Raw genomic sequence first — 23633 nt, 5'->3', positions numbered from 1 at the left:
CCCGAATCGTCCGCGACGATAGGCAATAGCAACACTTGTCTTGATGGGGATGCGGACTTCAGGGATACTGTGTGTCGATATGAATAGTGCTTAGCATTAATGTGTTCCTAAAAAATCGTTATTTAGTCCATTAATTCTTTCATTGTTAACTCTCTTTTTTAGCTAGGAGTGCTCTGCATGGAATCACCGCAAGTTCCTCAGAACGATAGCATCAGACTGCAAGCACTCCGAGAATTTAATCTCCTAGATACCTTGCCTGAGGAGCGCTTTGATCGCCTTACTAGACTAGCGCAGAATATTTTTGGCGTAGAAATTGCGCTGATCTCGTTAATCGATTCTAATCGGCAATGGTTTAAATCGAAACAAGGTTTAGATGCCTGTGAAACCGATCGAGATATTTCATTTTGTGGTCATGCGATCCTAGGATCAGAGATTTTTAATATTTCAGATGCCCTGCTCGACCCACGCTTCTCTGACAATCCTTTAGTGACTGGCGCGCCACATATACGGTTTTATGCAGGTGCACCATTACGTCCAGATGGCAAAAATACGATAGGCACACTTTGCATCATTGATAGCCAACCGCATCAATTAAGCATCAAAGATTTACGTATACTCAGGGACCTTGCCGATAGCGTAGAACAAGAAATTTTCCAAATTCATCAAACGCAACAACATCAGGCTTTATTGGCGCTGACAAAAATCTCTTCTTTGCTTGAGGCCGACTATCACCAATTGCTGACGCAAGCGCTGCAGCTCGCCCAAGATTTTTTAGGCATGCCCAACGCCATGATCAATCGTATTCGGGATAATGACTGCGAAATTTTGATTCAGGCTGGAGTTGACTGTTCGTGCCAAGGCAAGATGGTGAAGCTCGAAGATACCCTCTGCTCCATCATCATCGAAAAAAACACGCCGGTACTCTTACCCGATGTAAAGAAGTCAGCATATGCGCATTTAACAAAACAATCACTGATAGCCATCAATGCCTATATCGGGGCACCTATCACTATACGTGGGGAGCCGTTTGGTAGCTTAGTATTTTCATCTCCGGATAGCCATGTTCCCTTGTTCTTTAGTCAGATTGAAGTGGAATTTATTCAACTGTTTACGGAGTGGCTCAACAATAAAATACATGAGTGGTCACTCGATCAATCGCTAGAATCACAAGAAAAATTAGCCCTCGCCATTTCTAGCGCCCAAGAAAAATTTATCCATGGACAAGATCAAAGCAAAGGCTTTAACGGCTTGTTGCAAGACATACTCGCCTTAAGTGGCTGCGAATTTGGCTTCATCGGCGAAATCATCAACAATTCTACGGGCGCGAAACAAATCAAAATATTCGCTGAAAGTGGCGTTGATGAACGCAATGACACCACTATCCCAAAGTATATTGACATCACAGAGCCTGCAGATTTTTTTGCGATCGCTGCTAGCAAAAATTGCGTTAGCATCATTGACCACGTGCCGGATCAACACGTCTTTCAACAAGTTTTCAGGACGGCACCATCGCTAAAAAACTATCTAGGAATTCCTATCCACTATGACAATCAATTAGTCGCCATCATAGGATTGGCAAATCGCCGCTATGGTTTTAAAGCAGATTTTATCCAATTCCTCGATCCGATCTTGCTCACTATCGGCCAGCTTATACAGGCAGCACGAGTACAGGAACAGCACACCGAAAATAAGCGTCGGCTAGCAGATATCATCAAGGGTACAAATATAGGCACCTGGGAGTGGAATGTCCAAACCGGACAAACAACGGTGAATGCACGCTGGGCCGAGATCATTGGTTATACCTTAGAGGAGATATCACCCGTCAGCATAGACACCTGGATCCAATATGCCCATCCAGAAGACCTGCAAACATCAAACGAATTACTGAAGCAACATTTTAATGGATCTCTAGATTATTATGAATTAGCAAGCCGGATGCGACATAAAGATGGTCACTGGGTTTGGGTACTTGATCGTGGCCGTTTAGTGAGTCGCACAAGCGACGGCAAACCTCTGATCATGTCAGGTAGTCACGAAGATATTTCTGAGAAGAAGAAGGCCGAAGCTCAGCTTGCGCATGCCTATGATTTATTGGAACAATCGAATACCGCCGCCAGAATTGGCACATGGGAAATCGACATAGCAGATACCAGTGCCAAATGGAGCACAGTCACAAAAGATATCCATGAGGTTCCATTGGACTACACTTGCTCGATGACTGAAGCGATTCACTTTAGCAAAGCTGGCAAACATCAGGAACATTTCATTCAACTTATACAAAATGCGCTGAATGATGGCATCCCTTTCGATGCCGAAATTCAAATCTTAACTTACAAAAAAAATGAGCGGTGGGTACGCATCGTGGGTGTCAGCCAATTCAAGAACGGTGTATGTGAACGATTGTATGGCACGATGCAAGACATCAGTGAACGGAAGCGGATAGAGAAAATGAAAGACGAATTCATTTCCACCGTCAGTCATGAATTGCGTACGCCGCTAACTTCGATTTCTGGTTCATTGACACTAATGAGCAATGGGGTAATGGGAGAAATTCCTGAGAAGATAAAAACCATGTTGCAGATTGCCCAAAAAAACAGTCAACGTCTCAGCCTGTTGATTAACGACTTACTTGATATGGAAAAAATTTCCGCCGGGCAGTTGCAATTTCAGATTGAACGACTGTCACTTGCGCCCATTCTACAAACTGCTTTGGAAAGCAATGCTGCGGCTGGCATAGAGCGCATGATATCGTTTGCAATTGACAATCCTTATCCTGAGTTCCAAGTCGCCATTGATGTACAACGTTTTCTCCAAGTGCTATCCAATTTACTCTCCAATGCCATCAAATATTCGCCAAATCACGGACATATACAAATCACGGTCAGCAAAGAAACACATGGCATCAGAATCACAGTTAAAGACCAAGGTCCCGGTATTCCTTTAGAATTTCAATCACGGATATTCCAAAAGTTCGCTCAAGCCGATTCTTCTGATACCAGACAGCGCGGCGGTACAGGATTAGGTTTGGCCATCAGCAAAGAATTAACGGAGGCGATGCATGGCAGCTTACACTTCCAATCCACTTACGGCGAAGGTGCCAGTTTTTTTATTGATTTGCCGCTTTACACTTCATAGAAATGTTTAACACCTAATAATTCCCTCTACGACCACAACCAGCAACCACCTACCACCAACCACCGATAAAAAATATATGAAAAAAATAAGCTATCTCACACTCGGCATTATTTGTAGCGCAGCAAGTATGAGCGCACCTGCACTGGCGGCAACTACCGTGATTGATTGCGGCAAATTACTCGACGTCAAAACTGGCGTGTGGCGTGACAATGTCAGCGTCACCATCCAGAACGATACGATAGTTTCCATAGCGCCTATGAAATCTCAAGCGTCGCATATCGACTTGCGTGCCTATTCTTGCTTACCTGGACTCATCGACATGCATGTTCACTTGTCTGATGACCCAAAGCCTCAGGTTGAAGAGCTCCGCAACACCTTGACCTCAGATGCTGCCGATTATGCTTATCGCTCCATTAAACTAGCAGAACGGACCTTACTGGCCGGCTTCACCACTGTCCGTGATTTGGGCGCTGCTGATGGATTAAATGTCTCGATGAAACGCGCTATCGATGCTGGCAGCATTATCGGCCCGCGGATGTTCACTGCTGGTAAAGCAATTGGTACCACAGGCGGGCACGCTGATCCATCAAACGGCTTATCACATGCCATGCGAGTAGCGATGGGCAAACCCGGCGCAGAAAATGGTGTGATTAATGGCGTAGATAGCGCACGTGAAGCAGTTCGCAGTCGTTATCAAGAAGGTGCCGATCTGATCAAAATCACCGCCACCGCTGGTGTATTGAGTCAGGCCAGTAGCGGTCAAAACACCCAATTTACCGATGAAGAACTCACGAGTATCGTCAAGACTGCCAAAGACTATGGCTTTCGTGTTGCCGCGCATGCGCATGGTAATGAGGGAATCAAACGGGCCGTGCGGGCTGGCGTCGATTCGATTGAGCATGGCACTTACATGGATGATGAAGCCATCGCTCTTTTTAAGAAACATGGCGCTTGGTACGTGCCGACCATTTCTGCTGGCAAGTTTGTGGCTGCAAAAGCCAAGATTCCAGATTACTTTTCCCCCGTCGTACAACCAAAAGCTGCTGCAATTGGCCCCTTGATCCAGTCGACTTTTGCTCGCGCGTATAAAGCTGGCGTCAATATTGCCTTTGGCACCGATGCTGGCGTTTTTCCGCATGGTGAGAATGCCAAAGAGTTCACTTATATGGTGGAAGCTGGGATGCCGCCGCTAGCGGCGATTCGCAGCGCCACTTTGGGAGCAGCTGAATTACTCAATCAAAGTGCACGTCTGGGTTCCATTGAGAATAATTTTGCTGCTGACATCATTGCAGTCAAAGGCGATCCACTCAAAGAGATCGGCAGTTTAGAAAAAGTTGAATTCGTGATGAAAAATGGTGTGGTTTACAAAACACCTATCAGTAAATAATGTCAACTTTGGCATACTAGGAAGCAAGGATAGGTCGGCGCTCTGTTACTATTTAAATCAGCTGCAAGCCCTATCTTTGCCACAAATTTCTGAATTAATTTTGCTTATGTTACCGCTACCGATTCCCGCCACTCCTTTACCATCAATACCAGAAATTGCCCCCAAATTAGCTTATGAAGCCTTGGAACATGGCCAAAATTATTGGATCGTCGATGATGTGTTATCCAATGCAAATGAGATTTCGGAACGCTGCTTTGCACGTGAAAAATGGGAATATGGTGCCCCCTATCAGCCAGAAAGCTGGCCGGGCATGCGTTTTCATGGTGCCCTCACCCCAGATGAACTGGAACAAGTCGAAACCAAAGTCAAACAATTGATCGGTAAAGATAAACTTTGGATGGAACAACCGCCGGGTGGTTTACGCCTCGATTGTAACGTCGCGCAACTAGTTGGCGCCACTGAGAGCTCCCCTCATCCGCACACCGACAGTCGCCGGCTATGTCGTTACGCTTGCGTCATTTATCTAAGCCCTAACCCACCGCCGGATACCGGCACCAGCTTCTGTCGCTTACGCTATCCAAATGGCGCCATCGGTGGCAATATCGTGCTACCACCGCATAATAATTTAGTGGATGCCTTACGCGTCAAAGCACTACCGATACAAGCGTGGTACGAAGATATGCGAGTACAAAACGTCTTCAATCGCATGATTTTGTACAAAGCGAATATAGTCCATTGCGCCAGTGGGTACTTCGGTAAAGAGCTAAGAGACAAACGCTTAACCACGGTATTTTTTTGGATGACAGAGGACTAAGCTCTGTCATTTCCACGCCCTTAAATCGAAAACGCTAAATTCAGAGCATTACCTGCCAAATCTGAAACACCAACCAAAGTCACGATATCACCAGAAGCGATAGTCGTGCTCGCCCCTAACGTTAAGGTCAACTGCGTACCATCGGCACTCCAGCTAACGCTAGCACCCGAGCCAAAGCTATGGGAATTGTTCACCAAAATATCATTAATCGTAATGCTCTTATTGGTCGCCTCGGAAATTGTGAATACGTAAGTATCCCATTGATTAATCGTCCCTAATCCATCAACGTCGGTATATACCGGCAGGCCGACGGCGGTGGGAATCGAGGTTTCTAAAAACGTTGTCAAGCTACCACCTGCCAAACCGGTATTGCCTGCCGCATCGATAATTCGTGCTGACAAGGTTTTTACACCGTCTGCGCCCCAACCAGACGTACTGTCGATGAATACACTCGCACTTAAGCCTGTGATGTCTGAACCGCTCAGCGTATGTAACACCGGCGTACTAAATGATACCCCACCCAATAGAATCTCAACTTTGTCGCCGACTACCGCATTGGTGCCCATCAAATCAACGATGACGCTAACACCTAAAGTTTTTTCCGTTGCATTAATTCCATTTGCCGCTGCAGCAACCATGACCGCTGTACTTGGCGCATTTGGCAATGTGGTATCGAGCACCACCGTCACGTGACCTCCTGGCAGGCCTGTATTTCCAGCGACATCTGTGATGATCATACTGAGAACTTTGCTACCATCCCCTCCCCATCCATCACCACTACCAACCACAAAATTAAAATTGCCGGCACTCACTTCTCCGGCTGTGATGGTATGTGTAACGGGGATAGAAAATCCAGCGCCGTCAATTCGCAAAGTCGCGACATCGCCAGCTGCTGCATTCGTACCAATCAAATTCGCAAGCACCGATACTCCTGCATTTTTTTCACTGACGTTAATACCATTCACTGCTGCCGCAACTGCCATGGCCACATTCGGAACATTGGGCGGCGTAGTATCCAGCATCAACACAGTTGCAGCACCTGCACCAGCACCAACATTCCCAGCCTGATCAATGAATCTTGCGGTCAAGGTTTTACTGCCGTCAGCCCCCCAACCATCTCCAGCAGCAATCGACAATATCGCCAGATTGGCGCTAATATCAGAGGCGTTCAAAATCCGAATTACCGGCGTCGCAAAAGCTGCACCACCAATTAAAAGCTCTACGCTGTCGCCCACCACTAAACCTGCGCCTAGCAAATTAACATCGACCAATACGCCTGCATTTTTTTCAGCTGCAGTAATGCCACCGCCACCGTCTGCCGCAACTACCAGAGCATTAGTCGGTCCATTTGGGGCCGTCGTATCCAAGTTCAAGGTTAAATCACCACCGCCAACACCAGGATTGCCGGCAATATCAATGCCTCGAGCACTGATGACTTTACTACCATCGGCACCCCAATTGGCGGCTCCGGGAATGGTTAAATTCACGACGCCGTTGCTGACATCCAAAGCTGTCAACAATCTGCTGACAGCGGTCGGGAAGGCAAAATTATTCAGTAGCAGCTCGACACTGTCCCCAGCGACTAATCCGGAACCGGTTAAATCGACACTGACGCCGACACCTGCATTTTTTTCGGTCAAGCCGATACCGTTCGTTGCTGCTGCAATAATGACAGGGTTGACCGGCGCAGACGGCCCGGTGGTATCGAGCATGACGATCAAATCCCCGCCCGCAGATCCAACATTGCCCAAGGCATCACTGAAACTGGCGGTCATCAATTTACTACCATCACTACCCCAAACAGCCGCCCCAGGAATGATCACAGTAGCTGATTGGGCGGTAATCTGCGACGCCGTAATGGTATGCACGACTGGCGTGGGGAAGGCCGCTGTATTTAATTGCAGATTAATCGTGTCGCCTGCAACAGCGCCGGTACCAACCAAACTGACCACGACCGTGACACCGGATAGTTTCTCAGCATTACTAATGCCATTAGTCGCGGCGGCCACAACTAATGGCGTCGCAGGTGGATTCGGCGCACCACCATCGACCGTCACCGTGAGTGCGCCAGAGGCATTACCAAGGTTTCCAGCGATATCGGCGAAACGAGCAGTCAAGATTTTCGTACCATCAGCTCCCCAACCATCTGAGGCACCTATGGTCAAGTTGACGCTTTTTGCAGTGACCTCAGCGGCTGTGAGCACGCGGCTCACTGGATTTGCAAAGGCGGAGCCACCGATCAAAATCTCAACCATATCACCGGCAACAACCGTGGTTCCATTCAAATTAACCAGCACATCAACACCTGCATTTTTCTCCGCTGTGGTAATGCCACCGCCACTATTTGCACTAACGACCAGCGTTGAAGTCGGGCCAGCGGGTGCCGTGGTATCTAAAACGACACTCGTTGCGACTCCGCCGACGCCGATGTTGCCGGCAACATCGACAAAACGTGCGGATATTAACTTCACGCCATCGATTCCCCAGCCAGCAGCCGAAGGAATATTGATGTTCACAACACCTGCAAGCATGTCCGCTGCGGTTAACACATAGCTTACCGGTGAGGTAAAGACCAGGCCGTCAATTAATAAATCCAAACGATCACCAGCAACTGCGTTTGATCCAGACAGATTCACAGAAACCGAAACGCCTGCGGCTTTTTCTGCCGTACTGATGCCGTTAACAGCGGCGACAATCGCAACCGCATTCGTTGCCGGAGTCGGCCCTGTTGTATCTAACACCACGCTGACATCGCCACCCGTTGTCGATACGTTACCCAAAGCATCGGTGATTGTGGCACTCAAGACTTTAGTGCCATCGACGCCCCATTGGGCAGTCGCAGGAATGAGCACCGTCGCTAATTTGGCAGTAATTTGCGCGGCGGTAATTTTATGCGTGACCGGTGTGGCAAACCCAAGTCCATCAATCAAAATAGTAATTGTGTCGCCCGATAGTGCACCAGTTCCATTGAGATCAACCACGACGCTAACGCCAGCCAAACGCTCAGCATTACTGATGCCATTTGTCGCTGCAGGAACGACCAATAGCTGCCCAGTTGGATTGGGTGGAACACCATCGATCAAAATATTCACTAAGCCAGACCCAGTACCTAGATTACCAGCCGAATCGACGAACCGTGCTGTCAGAGCCTTGATGCCATCGTTACCCCAGCCACTACCAACAGGAATCGTTAAGGTCACTGTCTTTGCCGTAATATCAGCAGCAGTTAGCACTCGAGTCACTGGTATGTTGAAGGCATTGCCGGCTAAGAGAATTTCGACCGTATCGTCCGCTGCGGCTTTAGTGCCGTTCAAATTGACAACGACGTCAATACCAGAATTTAATTCCGTGGTCGTGATTCCACCACCCGCATTAGCAGGAACAACCAATGGGTTGGTCGGGCCTGCGGGCGCGGACGTGTCTAATGTAATGATTAGATTGCCACCACTCGCACCAACGTTCCCTGCAATATCGGTCACCCGAGCTGATACGTTTTTGAGTCCATCCACGCCCCAATTGGTCGTTGGCGAGATGAATAAGGTAGCAAAACCATTGATGATGTCAGTATTGGTAAGGTTCTGTGAAGTATTGGTAGAAAATGCTTTACCGTCGAGTAACAGCTCGATGGTGTCACCTGCCACGACACCCATCCCCGCTAGACTCACAACCACAGACCCGCCGGCCGCTCGCTCTTGGTTATTGAGGCCATTGATTGCAGCGGGAATACTGATCGGCACGGTCGGTGCGATAGGTGCAGTGGTGTCTAAAACAACAATCACATCACCACCAGAAAGACTTACATTGCCTGATTTATCGATCAAGTTCACCGATAATACATGCGCACCATCGACTCCCCATACGGCATTACCGGGGATCTTAATGGTCGCAAATTTTGCCAGTGCTTGCGCCGCGGTGATGGTGTAGATGGCGGGCGTTGGAAATGCCGCACCATCAATTAGGATTTGGAGCTTATCCCCATTGACAGCGCCCGTCCCGTCCAGATTCACGATCACATCCACCCCTGCACTCTTTTCCGCATTACTGATGCCATTGGCAGCGGCAGCGACAACTAGGGGACTAATGGCAGGGTTCAGTGAATTCGTATCGAGGTTGACCGCCGCAAGTCCAGAGCCAGAACCAATATTGCCAGCGATATCGATAAATCTAGCTGTCAAATTTTTAGGTCCGTCAGCCCCCCACCCATCCGTTGCGCCTATCGTCATGGTTAGGGTCTTTGCGGTCACCTCGGCCGCAGTGATGACACGTTTAATCGGCGTTGCAAAAGCACTACCACCAATTAATAATTCAACGCTATCTCCAGCAATCACCGAGGTGCCGCTCAAATTGACGATCACATTGACGCCTGCATTTTTTTCAGAAAGCGAAATACCACCATCGACGTTCGCGGGAATCACTAAAGGATTGCTTGGTCCAGACAGCGATTGGGTATCTAGATTAACCACCAACAGGCCGCCGCTGGCACCGACATTGCCTGCTGCGTCGATCAATCTGAACGACATATTTTTCAGGCCATCAGTTCCCCAATCTGCATTTCCCGGAATGGTAATACTGAGCGATCCAGCGCCGATATCACTGCTGCTCAAGGTCTGCATAATTGTGGATTTAAAGCTCGCGCCGTTAATGAGTATCTCAAATTTGTCAGATACTTTTGCGCCTGTGCCTGTCAAGTCAGCCTGAACCACGACCCCAGCGAGTTTTTCCGCACTGCTAATGCCATTGCTAGCTGCAGGAATCACTAACGGTACGGTTGCGCCGCTCGGCCCCGCCGTATCGACCACCACCACTAAGGAGCCGCCAGCGCGACCAGAATTACCTGCGCCATCGGTAATCACAACGCTGAATAAATGGTTCCCATCTGCGCCCAAATCGACGTTGGCGGGAACTTTGATGGTAGCTTGTTTGGCCGTCGCCTCTGCTCCCGTTAGAGTTAAGGTAATCGGCGTCGCAAATGGTTTTTCATCAAGATACAACTGAATAATGTCACCACTAATCGCGCCAGTTCCACGCAAATCGACAAATACGTCAAAACCGGCCGCTTTCTCTGCACTATTAATCCCATTTTGTGCTGCTGGAATTGAGAGAACAACTTCAGTGGGATTTGGTGCCACACTATCTAATGTCACCGTGACATTGCCAGAGGCTACACCAAGATTTCCCGCGAAATCTATAAACCTGGCAGATAAAACTTTATCACCATCACTGCCCCAGCCATCGCTTGGCCTCACATTTAAGAATACCGCTTTCGCAGCCAAATCTGAATCAGTTAAGATCGCCGTAACCGGATTGGCAAAACCTAGGCCTCCGATCAGTAATTCAACTCGATCACCAATTTGTACATTGGTACCGCCCAAACTGACTTTCACCATTACACCCTGATTTTTTTCGGCAATAGAAATACCACCGCCTTCGTTGGCTGGTACGACTAAAACACTCGATGGCCCATCTGGTGCAATCGTATCGATTAGCACGTCAAGTACAATTCCAGGCGCACCAATGTTGCCTGCCACATCGACCACCCGAGCACTGATTTGTTTATTACCATCAGCGCCCCACGCCGCATTGCCGGGAATAAGCACCGACACCAAATTATTTGCGATATCAGCGGCGGTCAACACATAAGTTACCGGCGTGGCAAAGGCCGATCCGGCCAACAGGATTTCGACCTTGTCCTTGACGACCGCTTGGGTACCAGCCAGGCTGACATTGACCAAGACACCAGCGACTTTCTCAAGGGTATTGATCCCATTTAATCGCGCTGGCACTTGCAAATCGACCGTCGAAGCCGAGGGCGCCTGCGTATCGAGTATCACGACGCTACTGGGACTGGCGATACTGACATTGCCAGCAACGTCTGTAAAACTCACTGCCAATACTTTATTGCCATCGCTGCCCCAATTGCTGCTAGCGGGTACGGTTAAAGTAACTTGCTTGGCACTGACATGTGCAGCGGTCAACACCTGACTGAACAACACGGATTGCGACTGCAGTCCGCTTAGTATCGTAATCGTGTCCCCAGCGACCACGCCGGAGCCTACCAAATTCACAACGATGCTGACGCCAGCGTTTTTTTCTGCTGCGCTAATGCCATCCGTCGCCGCTGCAATTGTGAAGCTGGTGGTTTCCGTTTTTGGCGCAATACTGTCAACCAACACCGTCAGATTGCCTCCGCTTTTACCAACGTTACCAGCGCTATCGATCAGGCGCGCAGAAATGCTTCGATTTCCTTCGGCAAGATTCCAAGCGGGATCGAGCGGCGCAATCGACACCATGACAAACTTCGCCAAAATATCCGCAGCACTTAATTCTTGTAGGGTGCTTGAAGCAAACGCTTTATCGTCAATCAGCAATTCAACGGAATCGCCTAATGTCGCATTGATCCCAGTTAAATCGACTTTCACCCGCACTGGACTGGCGCGCTCTAAGTAATTTAAACCGTTAGTCGCCGATGCGATTTGTACTGCATTGAGTAGTGCTACCGGTGCTGTGGTGTCGATGTTCACCACGACTGTTCCACCAGAACCACCTATGTTGCCAGCCCTGTCCAATATTCTGGCAGACAGTAATTTGTCACCATCTAAATTCCAATTCACACTGCCCGGAATGAGCATATTGACCGTTCCACTCTCCACGTCAGCACTAGTAATGGTTGCCAACACTTTTTGCGTGAAACTCTGCGAATTAAGTAGCAATTCAAGCTTGTCGCCAACGACCGCGCCAGTACCAAGTATGGTCACCCCCACCGCAACACCGCTGGTCTTTTCTACCAAGTTAATACGATCGGCCGCAGCGGGAACAGATAAGGCATACATTGGGGCTTTAGGGGCAACGATGTTCAAGTCGACTTTAATGTCACCACCTGGGGGGCTGACGTTTCCCACACTATCTTTGAGAAATACCGTCAATAACTTTGTACCATCATTGCCCCAGTTCACCGTCTTTGGAATCACCAAACTAACTTTTTTTGCTTTGACCTCGGCATCGGTCAGCGCCCGCGTGATTGGCGTGGAGAAAGGACGATTATCAAGTAATAACTCTAAGACATTGTTCGCCACGGCATTCGTGCCGGTTAAGTCTACGACGACCGCCACCCCAGCATTGACCTCAGTCGTACTTAATCCATCAGCCGCGGCAACAATCGTCATTGCATTAACTGGCGCGCCCAAACCTACCCCTGTCACACTCGACCCTAGCAATTTATTTGCCGCCGTGACGGTGTCTGGATTGGCATTGACTGACAGCATGACGTTTTTCAGATAATTCGGTGTCAAATCTGCCCGTTGTGCAAACTGTTGATCCACTGCAAACTGCGCCACGGCTAAACGGTTAATGATATAGGCTTTGCCTTCGGTGCCGTCTTGTGAAGTTAAGCCGGCATTGATCATATCCATCACAAGATTGCCACGGCTGCGACCATCTAGCATTTGCTGCTTCCAATAATTCAAACCTTCCAAATCTGGTGATTTACCAAATACATTGACATAAATTAGAGTCACAAACGATTCAGGTGGCAAAGCTGTAGGATAAACATCTTTGACAATATCCAGACTAAATACGGTTTCCAATACATTGTCAAAACTCTTGCCGCTGTCGAGCTGCAATAACCAATATTCCAAGCCTGATTTTTCCGGCGGCCGGATAAAAGCAGCTAGGTACATTTTGATTAATTCATATTGATAATTGATGCTAGCCATATTGACTTTCAAAAAATGACATTGACTGCGAATGAGTTCGACGCTGGTGCCCATCAAGGTATACGGCAACAATCTAACATTACTTTACAGAAATAGTCCTGTTGCCAGCAATTATCTATGCTGAGCGCTTGCGCCTCATCCTGTGCGGAAAAAAAACACGCAAGACACCCTAATTATCCAACATCATGCAAAAATTCCGCCCCATTCAATCGGGGCAATAAAGAGTGGAAACCCTGTCTAATCAGGCAATCGGTGACGCCGACTTTCGATACACTATACAAAACTAGACGAAACTTGACCTCACCTTCCTGTTTGTCTTTGCCTGTAATCCAACTGCACCATCGAACTGATGACTATGACACCACGCTTATCTCGACTCAAGTCCACTGGGCTCTTTTTGTGCTTGGGCGCATGCCTAAGTTTAGTATTGTCTGCTTGCGGCGGAGGCAGCAAGGACAGTACCACCACCACGACCACCGTTCCTAGCTTGGTTTCTATTAATATTAGCCCAGCCAATCCCACCATTGCTTTAGGTTTAACGCAACAATTTACCGCGACTGGCAGCTATTCCGACGGTAGTACTGCCGCGATTACCAAAGATCTGGTGTGGAGCGCACCTGGCACTGTTGCCAGTATTGTTCAAGCGACAGGCATCGCCACCAGTAAGGCCATGGGCGTCGAAACGATTACCGCCACCATCGGTAAGGTGAACGGGACAACAAAATTGACAGTACAAGCACCCTATGTCGGCATCGCCGCGGGTGGCAGTCACTCACTGATCGTAAAAGCCAATGGCACTGTAGTTAGTACCGGCTTAAATCGTACTGGCCAACTCGGTAATGGCACCGCTAACGATCAAGCTGAGTTGGTAGCGATGGGGAGCGCAAATACGTGGACGCAAATCGCGGCGGGTGAGTTTCATACCGTCGCCCTTCGTAGTGATGCATCGCTATGGTCATGGGGTTTTAATCAAAATGGCCAACTTGGCGATGCGAGCTTTGTCGATAAACTCAATCCCAGCAAAATCGGCAGTGCCACTTGGATCGCCATCTCAGCAGGAAAATCACATACTGTGGGGATAAAAAAAGACGGCACATTATGGGCTTGGGGTCGAAATTTTAATTCACAACTCGGTGATGGCACTGTCATAGACCGAGTCGAGCCTGTGCAAATCGGCACGGCCAAAAATTGGACCTCAGTAGCAGCCGGCGCAAGCCACACGATCGCCCGTCGCTCAGATGGCACCATCTGGGGCTGGGGCAGCAATCTGAGCGGTCAAGTCGGGGTAGGACCGAGCGTAACGGTCGCGACCCCAACCCAAATCGGGACTGCCACATGGGTATCTATCGCTGCAGGTCACTCACATAGCCTAGGAATTCGTGCAGACGGTGCACTGTATAGTTGGGGGGGCAATGATCAAGGTCAACTTGGCAATGGAGCACTTTCCGATCGACTCAATCCCAGCGTCATCAGCACGCAAAATACCTGGGCTATGGTAAGCGCTGGCGCTAAACATAGTCTGGCGTTAAAAAATGACGGCAGTATGTGGGCATGGGGTTCGAACGCCGATGGTCAACTCGGGTTGGGAAATAATCTCAATCAATTGGTCCCAGTACAAATTGGCGACGGAAAGAATTGGAAGCTGATTTCAGCAGGCTACTACCATACGCTGGCAATTCGTACCGACGGCAGCCTCTGGGTATGGGGTCGAAACATCGAAGGCCAATTAGGTGATGGCAAGCGTGTCAGCCTCAATTCTCCCAGCAATGTCCAATAAAACTACACGACGCTGAGGCGACTACTCAGCAAAACTTCTCAGCCAAACTTCACAGCTCGCACGAAACAACAAAGCACAAGAAATAAAACCATTCCACTGTTCCGCAGCGCAACAGTGGGATGGTTTTACGCTAAAATGAGATCCAAAATTTAGGTTTAACACGCGTCTGGGAAATCAGCATTTTGCGCAATCGGATTCAACAACTTCTGCTTTGTATTTGCATCTATTCCAGCGCCTTGGCTGGAATCGCTAGCGCTATGCCAAACACTTCTAGCATTGCGGTTCGACCCACCGTCGCCGTTTTAATGCCGGAACAAAAAGGGGAGCGCGACCAAATTCTCCCCCTTACCAAAAACATATTGCAGCTATTTAACTACCTCGAAGAAACGGCCAAAATTGACTTCGATATCCGCCGCTATCCTTGGCGTCGGGTTTTACACAATGGCGAAAATGGCGAAGGTCTCATTTTTGGCATCTATAAAACCGCAGAGCGTTTGAAAATTTTTCATTTCTCCGAACCTGTTTACACCGACAAGGTATGGCTAGTTAGCCGTTGTGAAAGCAATTTCGTCTTTAACACTCTACAAGATCTCAAAGGAAAAACCATAGGCATCGTGCAAGGCTCCAGTGCTGGTGAGGAATTTGATAGTCAAGTTAATATCAGCTTCAAAGCCGAGTACAACACCAGCAGTTTGGCTGGACGTTTTTCAAAATTGCACCAGAAACGGATGGATGCATTCCTCTTGTACGAGCCCCGCACGAATTTAAAAGAAGTGCAAAAAGAACTTAATCAATTGTATGCCGCTGACTTGGACGAGTACAAAAAGAAAAAGACCGATATCTTCTGTATCGTTCCCCACCCTGTTTCTGTGATTGATGCCCACTTTGCCATGAGTATCAATGGCGATAAAACAATCTTGGATAAGATCGATAAAGTATTAATACAAGCAAAGAAAAATGGCGAACTCGATCGTATTTTTGCCAAATAAGCCAGATCACCCATCCTTCCATTTTTACGCATGGCCAAGATGCAAATTCAAACTGACATCATCGCGCCCATTTCGGCACACGCGATTTATTTACACTGCACCCGCAACCCTGCCATTGACGCCGCATCTTTACTACAGACTTTGCGCAATGCCAGTGAGCAGCTTTCGAATCATCAACTCGTACTCGGTCTAGGTGCTTCACTCCTTGCTTTTCTCGAAGTCGACATACCGGGCATGCGCCGATTTCCTGATCTATCAAACTCTCATATTGACATGCAGGCACTCGACATCGATTTATGGATATGGTTAAAAGCGGAGGAACGTGGTGAACTATTCCATCTGACCCAGAAAGTAAAAAACTTACTGGCACCAAATTTCGAAGTCAACCAACAAATTGACGCCTATCAGTATCAAGGAGGTCGTGATTTAACCGGCTATGAAGACGGCACTGAAAATCCTCAAGATGAGGCTGCGCTCGAATGTGCGTTCGTACAAAGTGAACATGTTGCCTTGAATGGCAGCAGCATGGTCGCAGTACAACAATGGCACCATAGTTTTGCTGCCTTTCATGCCATGAGCGAAACGCAACAAGATCACATGATAGGTCGTCGTCTCAGCGATAACGAAGAGCTTGATGATGCGCCCGAAAGTGCCCATGTCAAACGTACAGCACAAGAGAGCTTTACGCCAGAAGCGTTTATCTTGCGCCGGTCTATGCCTTGGTCGTCGCATGATAATGCAGGATTATATTTCACCGCATTTGGCAAATCATTTGATGCTTTTGAAGCACAATTGCGACGCATGTTGGGATTGGAAGATGGGATCGTCGATGCGCTATTCCAAATATCGACGCCAATGATCAGCAGCTATTTTTGGTGCCCGCCGATGCAACAAGGGCGCTTAAATTTAAGCGCCCTTGTGAACTCAGAAAATCTTAATCGCTAACGCAACACTTAGCCATCACTACGCAAAGCAGCGATCGGGTCTAAACGCGACGCCTGCTTTGCAGGAAAGACCCCAAACGCCAGACCGACGGCAATACACATCGAGACGGCGGTCAACAAACTCAGTGGTGACCATGCGACAGACCAACCCGCCAACGTCGCAATGCTATACGCAGCGATCGCTCCCAGCACGACTCCCATCAACGCACCTGTTACGGCAATCACTAAAGCTTCTGCTAAAAACTGCTCAACCACATCGCGACGACGCGCACCCAAGGCGCGTTTTAAGCCAATTTCACGACGTCGCTCCAAGACATTGGCCAGCATGATATTCATAATGCCGATACCGCCAACTAACAAAGAGACAGCCGCAATCGAACTCATCACGATGGTAAAGATACGTTGCGTCTGCTGGTTTTGGCGATACAAGCCCATAGGTACAATTAAGTTGGTATCGTCGGCATTGGCATGGCGTTGCGCAATCACCGTTTGCAAAACACGTGCTGCCGCATCGGGGGCGACCTTGCCATCTAAACGCAAGCTGATACCATCGACTTCATCTTCGATCAGAGTGAATAAAAAACGGGCGCGCCCACTTTCCCAAGGTACAAATAAGCGCTCATCATCGAGCCCTAGTTTAATGCCTTCAAATTCAGTTTTGCCAGCAGAACGATCTGCCAATACGCCAACCACTTCCAGCCAAGTATGATTCAGCTTGATGCGCTCACCGATTGGATTTTGCTCGCCGAATAAACTCTTGGCTAAACGCGCGCCTATCACAGCGACCGGTGCCAAAGTATCGCTATCTTCGGTTTGCAACCAACGCCCGTGGGCAATCTGCAAGCCACCATGCTCGGCATAACTTTGCGACACGGCAAAAGCGCGGCCGGCGATGATATTAGTCCCATACACCAATTGATCTACCTTGATTTCTTTTTTCAAGGCGACCGATTGCGCACCAGGCACCACCGACATCGCCGCAGTGGCATCGGCGGCGGACAATCCTAAAGAGCGGGTGCGGATATCTTTCAACTTATCCGCAGCAATACTCTTTGATTCGACCAAGATATTATTTAAACCAAGCTCGGCCACCAAGCGCAATGCCTCGCGCTTACTGCCCTCACCTACCGCTAACATAGCGACAATCGCAGCCACCCCAAACACCATTCCCAACAGCGTTAAACCGGTCCTGAGCTTGCGCCGCTTTAGTTCAACAATAGCTTCAACAATCAGGGCACGATTCATGACTTATCCTCTTTCTTTTCCGGCACCAACACCAACTTTGCACCGGCACTTAAACCGGACTTCACTTCACTGCGTATCTGTCCGCGCAAACCCAACTCGACTTTCTGTTTCAGCTTAGTGGACTTCTCCATCAAATAAACAAAGTAGTCAGCGCCTTCTTGCACCAAGGCGATGTTAGGAACCGTCAGTACTTTTTTAGAATCGAGTAAAGTGACCCGACCGGTAATTGCCTGCCCGGGCTTTAGGACAAATTTTCGTACCAAATCTTGTCCTATATTGGCCTCAAAGTCAGAATACTTGACCGGTGATTCGCGCGATTTGGTGCTGGCAGTTTTGCCGACTTTAGTGACTTTCAAATCCAATTCCGTGCCAGTGCCTGACAAGCGAACTTTGATCGCTTGACCTTCTTTCAAACCAAATGCAGCACCTTCTGCGATGCTAAACTTAGCAACTTGTTGTTCAAGATCAGGTAAAGAACCAAACTCTTCTCCGGCCCACATCTTGCTACCAACCTGCGGCAAAGACCCATTCCAACGCGGTTTCAAGAGAAACACACCTTCATGTGGCGCTCGCAGTTCCAAAGCGGACAAGCTCTTACGTTGTTGCTCGATCGTCAAAGTGACGCTTTCCTTTTGTGACTGCACCACGGCCTGATCTGCATGACTGCGCGCGCCAATCTGATTATTTTTCCATTTCAAATAATCTTGCTTGTGATTGAGGAAACCAATATCGACTAAGGTGTCGAGAATTTTGTTTTGCGCAAAAATTTGTAGATCAGCATTCGCATAACGCTTACTCAAATTCAAATCACCAGTGACCTTAGCACTATCGGAACTCAGTTCAGCGCGACCTAATTCCGCATTCGATTGAATCCCCAGCTCAATCAATTCCTTACGAAGCAAATCAGTCTCAGCTTGCGACAATTTCATTCTCGACTGCGCCGCATCAAAGACAGCAATGGTCTGACCTTTTTCGACCAGACTGCCATTGGCGACCATGGACACCAACGTACGTTGATCCCAGCCTGTGCCTGGAACATTTAATTGCGTGCTAGCGGCCGCCTTAATTTCACCATCCGCATGAATTTCTTCTTGCCAACTGCGCGCCTCGACCACTTCAACAGGAACGCCATCGCCACTCGAATCACTGCTACACGCAGTTAGATTCGCCAGCACAATGAAGCAAGCGAAGATCGTATTCATTTTTTTCATTTCTTAGCTCCTACTGCAGCACTAGGTCGCAAGGCTGGTGCACCAGCAGTCTGATTGGCTAGTTTCACTTGCACTGCGGTGCCGGGTTTCAGATTTTTGGGTAGGCTATCGAATTCGATTTCGATGTCTCGAACAATCATCGGTTGGTTTGCCGATTTACCATGAAACACGGGACCAAAGCCGCTGATCCTCGCCGCGATTTGTGTATTGCTGCCAGGCGTAGTCACCGATACCAACTGGCCAATTTTGACGAGAGACACCTGCGCCTCTGGCACTTTGGCGGCGACAAAAATTTTGTCTGGATCCGCCAGATTAGCAACGGCCGCCCCCATAAATACGCGACTACCGACCGCAAATTTTTCATCATCAAAACCGACGTTATGCACCACCGTACCAGCACGTGGCGCAATCACTGTTAAGCCATTCAGACCTTTTTCTAAAATCGAAATGGTTTGTTGCAGTTGTGCGGTTTCCGATTTTAGACCGCGCAATTCTGCTGTTCTGGCACGTTGTTGGGCTTCACGCTGACGCTCGGATAATCCCGCCAATTGAGTAAATAAGTCGCGCTCGATGACCAGTTTGTCGTAGTCGATACGCTTAACTAATTCTTTTGGCAATGAGGCTTTACGCAGGGCTTTCTCCGCATTACTTTTCGCCTCACTGACCGCCAAATCTGCGGCCTTGGCAGCCTCAGCGTGATCCAAAGTCGTTTTCTCTATACTACGTTGCTTTTCCTTAAGCGAGCTACGATGCGTATCGAGTTTTGTCTTGGCATCATTCGCCTCAAAGATCGCCACTGGCTCACCGACTTTGACATGGCTACCCTCGGCTGCCAACATCACCAAATTGTAGTTCCACACATTGCGTATCGTTGGTGGCGAAATGACTTGCGATTGGCGGGATAGCACTTCGCCTTCTAAGGTGAGTTCTGGGACCGCGATATTTTTTGCCGTTACGCTGGCCGAAGATGTGATTTTACTTGGCGCGTTCTCGGCTTTTTGACTGCTGCTACTGTCTTTGCCAACAGGATTTTTTTGCACTTTGATCGTTTCAATGGCAACACTCATCCCCTGTTGCAATTCATAAGTTAAGTTGTCAGGCAGCCGAATCTCCGTCTTAAAGTAACGTCCCTTGCCCCAAATAGCGCGAGCTTCGGGTGCGCTGGCGATGCGCTCGATCACGCCCTTGGTAAATGAATTTGGGATAGCGTCAAAACGCATGTGCAATTCTTGCCCCGGTTGCAAAAATGGTCGATCTGCCTCTAAGACCCAAGCGATGACATTGAGCTTGCCCGCGCCGATGATTTGTCCGGCAACAGAACCGATTTGTGCGTGACCACCTTCATCGAGACGCTTGCCATTCCAATCATCATAACCATGAATCACAACGCCATCACGGCTAGCACGGACTTCACTTTGCGCGACTTGGACTTTGGCAAACGCAATCTGAATGTGCAGGCGTTTTACCGCTAAGTCACTATCTTCCAATTTTCGCTTGACTGCTTCTTTGGCGTTTTCTAGTGCTTTCTGTTTGACCGCAAAATCGCGAGTGGCTCTATCTAATTCACCCTGATATTTATCGTAATCTAAGGCCGATATTTGCGCCTTTGGCAGTGCCGCGTCGATCTTGGCTTTGGCTAAAGCCGCTTGTGCAGTAATTAAGGCGCGCTCGGCTTCGATGGTTTTCACTTCCAAATCAGCCGCTTCGCGTAAGCCACGTTCGCGGTTTTGTACGATTTCAAGCTCGAGTCTTTCAATATCCGTATCCCCTTGCGTATCGATACGCAAAATAACATCACCAGATTTGACCTTACTTCCCTCAGGCACATAGTAGCGAATTGGTACTGGCGACGTATTGGAAGTCGGCACAATAATCGGCACCGAATCTGCAGCCTGCAGTTCGCCAGTAAATAACACAGGTCGTTGATAAGATGACGCGGCAGGCTTATCGGCAGTCGCGGATGCGCTGACGACAAAGGCTAAGCAAAGTGCAACGTGAACAGCGGTGAACTTCAAAACCGATCTCATACCCGCACCTCATCGACTTTACCGTCTTTCAAATGGATAGTGCGTTGTGCTTTGGCAGCGATGTTTGGATCATGCGTGACCAAGACCATGGTTTGTCCATTGGCATGTAATTCGGCCAGTAGTTCCAACACATCGGTCGCACTTTTCGAGTCGAGATTGCCCGTCGGTTCATCTGCCAGTAATAAAGCGGGTTGATTGAGTAAGGCACGCGCAATGGCAGCGCGTTGTAATTGTCCACCTGAGAGTTCACCAGGCAAATGGCTGATGCGCTGCCCTAATCCGATTCGCTCCAGCAAAGCACGCGCACGATTTTCGGCCTCTGGATCTTGTCGTTCGGCGTAACGCTGTGGCAGTAAGACGTTTTCTAACACCGTTAAACGCGGCAATAAGTGAAAAGACTGGAACACAAATCCAATCCGACGATTGCGCAAATCCGAAGACGCGTCATCGTCCATGCTACCTATTTCATCTTGCTCCAAATGATAAGTGCCACTATCTGGTTTATCCAACGCCCCCAAGACATTCAGTAAAGTCGACTTACCGGAACCTGATGGCCCCATAATCGCGACAAACTCACCGCGCCCAATCGATAAATCCACGCCATCCAAGGCACGAATTTCGTTCCCTCCCTGCTTATAGGTTTTACGAATGTCTTTTAGGGCGATCATCTACACTTCCTCTGGGCATTGTTCAAGTATGGTACAAGAATTGAAACATCTGAATTGGCAGGAAGTATCCTTACTCAATTGATAATTGTCAATTATCAATTGAGCCAAAGAATCATTTTATTTCTTATTTCTTATTTCTTATGCCTTCGTTCGCAAACAAAAAAAACCTGCAATCTCTCGCAGGTTTTTCATTGGACCTCAGATTACCCATTAGGCAAGTTGAGATGATGTCAGTATTGGCAAGTTAGTTCATCGGGTGACAAACTGCCCCACGATATTACGTAAGTACGCTGCTTGCTCGATTAAACTTTCTGATGCTGCTGTTGCTTGTTCAACTAGGGCTGCATTTTGTTGCGTCATACTATCGATATCATTGATCGCGGTATTAATTTGTTGAATGCCATTACTTTGCTCTTCGCTGGCGGCAGCAATTTCCGCCATGATGTCGGCAACATGGCGTACGCTACTAACGATTTCTTCCATGGTTTGACCCGCTTCGTCAACCAACTTGCTGCCTTGGTCTACTTTTAGGGAGGAGTTTCCGATCAACTCCTTAATCTCTTTCGCAGCACTGGCACTGCGTTGAGCTAAGCTGCGCACTTCCGATGCGACGACAGCGAAGCCGCGTCCTTGTTCTCCAGCGCGAGCCGCCTCAACAGCGGCATTCAATGCCAAAATATTGGTCTGGAAAGCAATGCCGTCGATCACAGCGATGATATCCACGATTTGCTTTGAGCTTTCCTTAATAGAACCCATGGTTTGTACCACTTCGTTAACAACGGTACCGCCTTTGCGGGCGATGCCTGAGGCGGCAACCACTAATCGATTCGCTTCAATTGCATTCGCCGTATTTTGCTTTACGGTTTCGGTCAATTTCTCCATCGTTGATGTTGTTTTATCGAGCGAGTTTGCCTGTGCTTCGGTACGATGCGAGAGATCAGCATTGCCATCGGCCATTTCGCGAGACGCGCCAATAATGGCATCGACGCCTTGTTTCACCTGACTCACTGAATCATGTAAGGTGTCAATTACGTAGACCAATGATTTACCAGACTCGCTTACTGGATTCTTTTCATGATCACGTAAATTAACCATAGAATTCTGGCCACCCAGCTCTGAGGTGTAATTCATTAATTCAATTTCTTGTACGCGGTCGCGGTGGATCTGTATTGAAATGTAAGACAACACTGCCGCTTCCACCACAACATATGACGCATGTATGACCAAAATAACTAAACTAGGTTTTGTGAAGCAAATCACGCCAAAACCAAGTTCCTGCATATAGCCGAAACTGGCATGATGAATCGCGACGGTGACCGCAGCAGCCAGGATGACACGCCAGTCAGCATAGATCAACAGAAAAGCAAGAAAAGCAAATATGCCAAAGTGAAGTTCTGTCATTCCCAGAGCTTGCTGAATATGCAGCGCGCAATACGACATCAAAGCAATGCTGTTGACGATACGGGTCACAATTTGACCCGGAAAAACATAAATCAAATAGCAAGGAATAAGCAGCAAAGGCATGCCGACAAATAACGCAAGCTTCCAAGTATCGTGCCAACCAGCCAGCGCAAAACTGAAAATTTGCATGGCGATTAATATATAAAAAATTAGTTTGTCTGAGCGTGCATAGGACGCATCCAAGCTTGATAGTGCTTGATTTGGCATAGGTAATCCTGAGTTTAATGTGACTTTTGCTAGGCTATATTGATATTTGATAGCGC

At 48.3% G+C, this 23633-nt stretch carries 12 protein-coding genes; 6 read left to right on the top strand and 6 right to left on the bottom strand.

Going from position 1 to position 23633, the window contains the following annotated elements; genetic code table 11:
• The first annotated feature begins 177 nt into the window (after positions 1 to 177).
• From H8K52_RS21060 to H8K52_RS08630, 3 genes are all read left to right on the top strand, one after another.
• Entirely contained in the window at positions 178 to 3135 is a 2958-nt protein-coding gene (locus H8K52_RS21060; protein WP_222613735.1) for a GAF domain-containing protein, read from the top strand.
• Positions 3136 to 3211: 76 nt separating this feature from the next.
• Positions 3212 to 4522, top strand: coding sequence for a metal-dependent hydrolase family protein (locus H8K52_RS08635; RefSeq protein ID WP_186922494.1), 1311 nt, complete (start codon positions 3212 to 3214; stop codon positions 4520 to 4522).
• Between the two features lie 106 nt (positions 4523 to 4628).
• A complete protein-coding gene (locus H8K52_RS08630; RefSeq protein ID WP_222613734.1) occupies positions 4629 to 5336 on the top strand; it encodes a DUF6445 family protein in 708 nt (235 codons plus the stop codon).
• Positions 5337 to 5356: 20 nt separating this feature from the next.
• Here the strand turns inward: H8K52_RS08630 and H8K52_RS08625 are convergent, their stop codons facing one another.
• On the bottom strand, positions 5357 to 13048 hold the full coding sequence (locus H8K52_RS08625) for a DUF4214 domain-containing protein (protein ID WP_186922493.1): 7692 nt from the start codon (positions 13046 to 13048) through the stop codon (positions 5357 to 5359).
• Between the two features lie 355 nt (positions 13049 to 13403).
• Here H8K52_RS08625 and H8K52_RS08620 point away from each other — a divergent pair, with 355 nt between their 5' ends.
• The 3 genes from H8K52_RS08620 (at position 13404) to H8K52_RS08610 (ending at position 16759) form a co-directional block, all read left to right on the top strand.
• Complete coding sequence (locus tag H8K52_RS08620) at positions 13404 to 14825, top strand: RCC1 domain-containing protein (RefSeq protein WP_186922492.1); 1422 nt, start codon at positions 13404 to 13406, stop codon at positions 14823 to 14825.
• 257 nt (positions 14826 to 15082) lie between these two features.
• Positions 15083 to 15814 (top strand): substrate-binding periplasmic protein, encoded by a 732-nt coding sequence (locus tag H8K52_RS08615; RefSeq protein ID WP_186922491.1) that lies wholly within the window; start codon positions 15083 to 15085, stop codon positions 15812 to 15814.
• Between the two features lie 39 nt (positions 15815 to 15853).
• On the top strand, positions 15854 to 16759 hold the full coding sequence (locus H8K52_RS08610) for a Dyp-type peroxidase (protein ID WP_186922490.1): 906 nt from the start codon (positions 15854 to 15856) through the stop codon (positions 16757 to 16759).
• Positions 16760 to 16767: 8 nt separating this feature from the next.
• On the opposite strand, the gene H8K52_RS08605 is transcribed toward H8K52_RS08610, so the two are convergent.
• From H8K52_RS08605 to H8K52_RS21570, 5 genes are all read right to left on the bottom strand, one after another.
• Positions 16768 to 18003, bottom strand: coding sequence for an ABC transporter permease (locus tag H8K52_RS08605; RefSeq protein WP_186922489.1), 1236 nt, complete (start codon positions 18001 to 18003; stop codon positions 16768 to 16770).
• Positions 18000 to 19214, bottom strand: a complete 1215-nt coding sequence (locus H8K52_RS08600) for an efflux RND transporter periplasmic adaptor subunit (RefSeq protein ID WP_186922488.1) — start codon at positions 19212 to 19214, stop codon at positions 18000 to 18002. The genes H8K52_RS08605 and H8K52_RS08600 overlap by 4 nt, the downstream gene beginning before the upstream one ends.
• On the bottom strand, positions 19211 to 21241 hold the full coding sequence (locus tag H8K52_RS08595) for an HlyD family secretion protein (RefSeq protein ID WP_186922487.1): 2031 nt from the start codon (positions 21239 to 21241) through the stop codon (positions 19211 to 19213). The genes H8K52_RS08600 and H8K52_RS08595 overlap by 4 nt, the downstream gene beginning before the upstream one ends.
• Positions 21238 to 21909 carry an ABC transporter ATP-binding protein gene (locus H8K52_RS08590; RefSeq protein ID WP_186922486.1) on the bottom strand — a complete coding sequence of 224 codons (672 nt, stop codon included), beginning with the start codon at positions 21907 to 21909 and terminating at the stop codon, positions 21238 to 21240. Before H8K52_RS08590 ends, H8K52_RS08595 begins: the two co-directional genes overlap by 4 nt.
• A 249-nt stretch (positions 21910 to 22158) precedes the next feature.
• On the bottom strand, positions 22159 to 23577 hold the full coding sequence (locus tag H8K52_RS21570; protein WP_186922485.1) for a methyl-accepting chemotaxis protein: 1419 nt from the start codon (positions 23575 to 23577) through the stop codon (positions 22159 to 22161).
• Positions 23578 to 23633: the final 56 nt, after the last annotated feature.

The sequence above is a fragment of the Affinundibacterium seohonense genome (genome assembly GCF_014284305.1).
GTDB classification, from domain to species: domain Bacteria; phylum Pseudomonadota; class Gammaproteobacteria; order Burkholderiales; family Burkholderiaceae_D; genus Undibacterium; species Undibacterium seohonense.
Note: the sequence above shows the minus strand (reverse complement) of the source record. Positions and strands in the feature narration are given on the sequence as shown.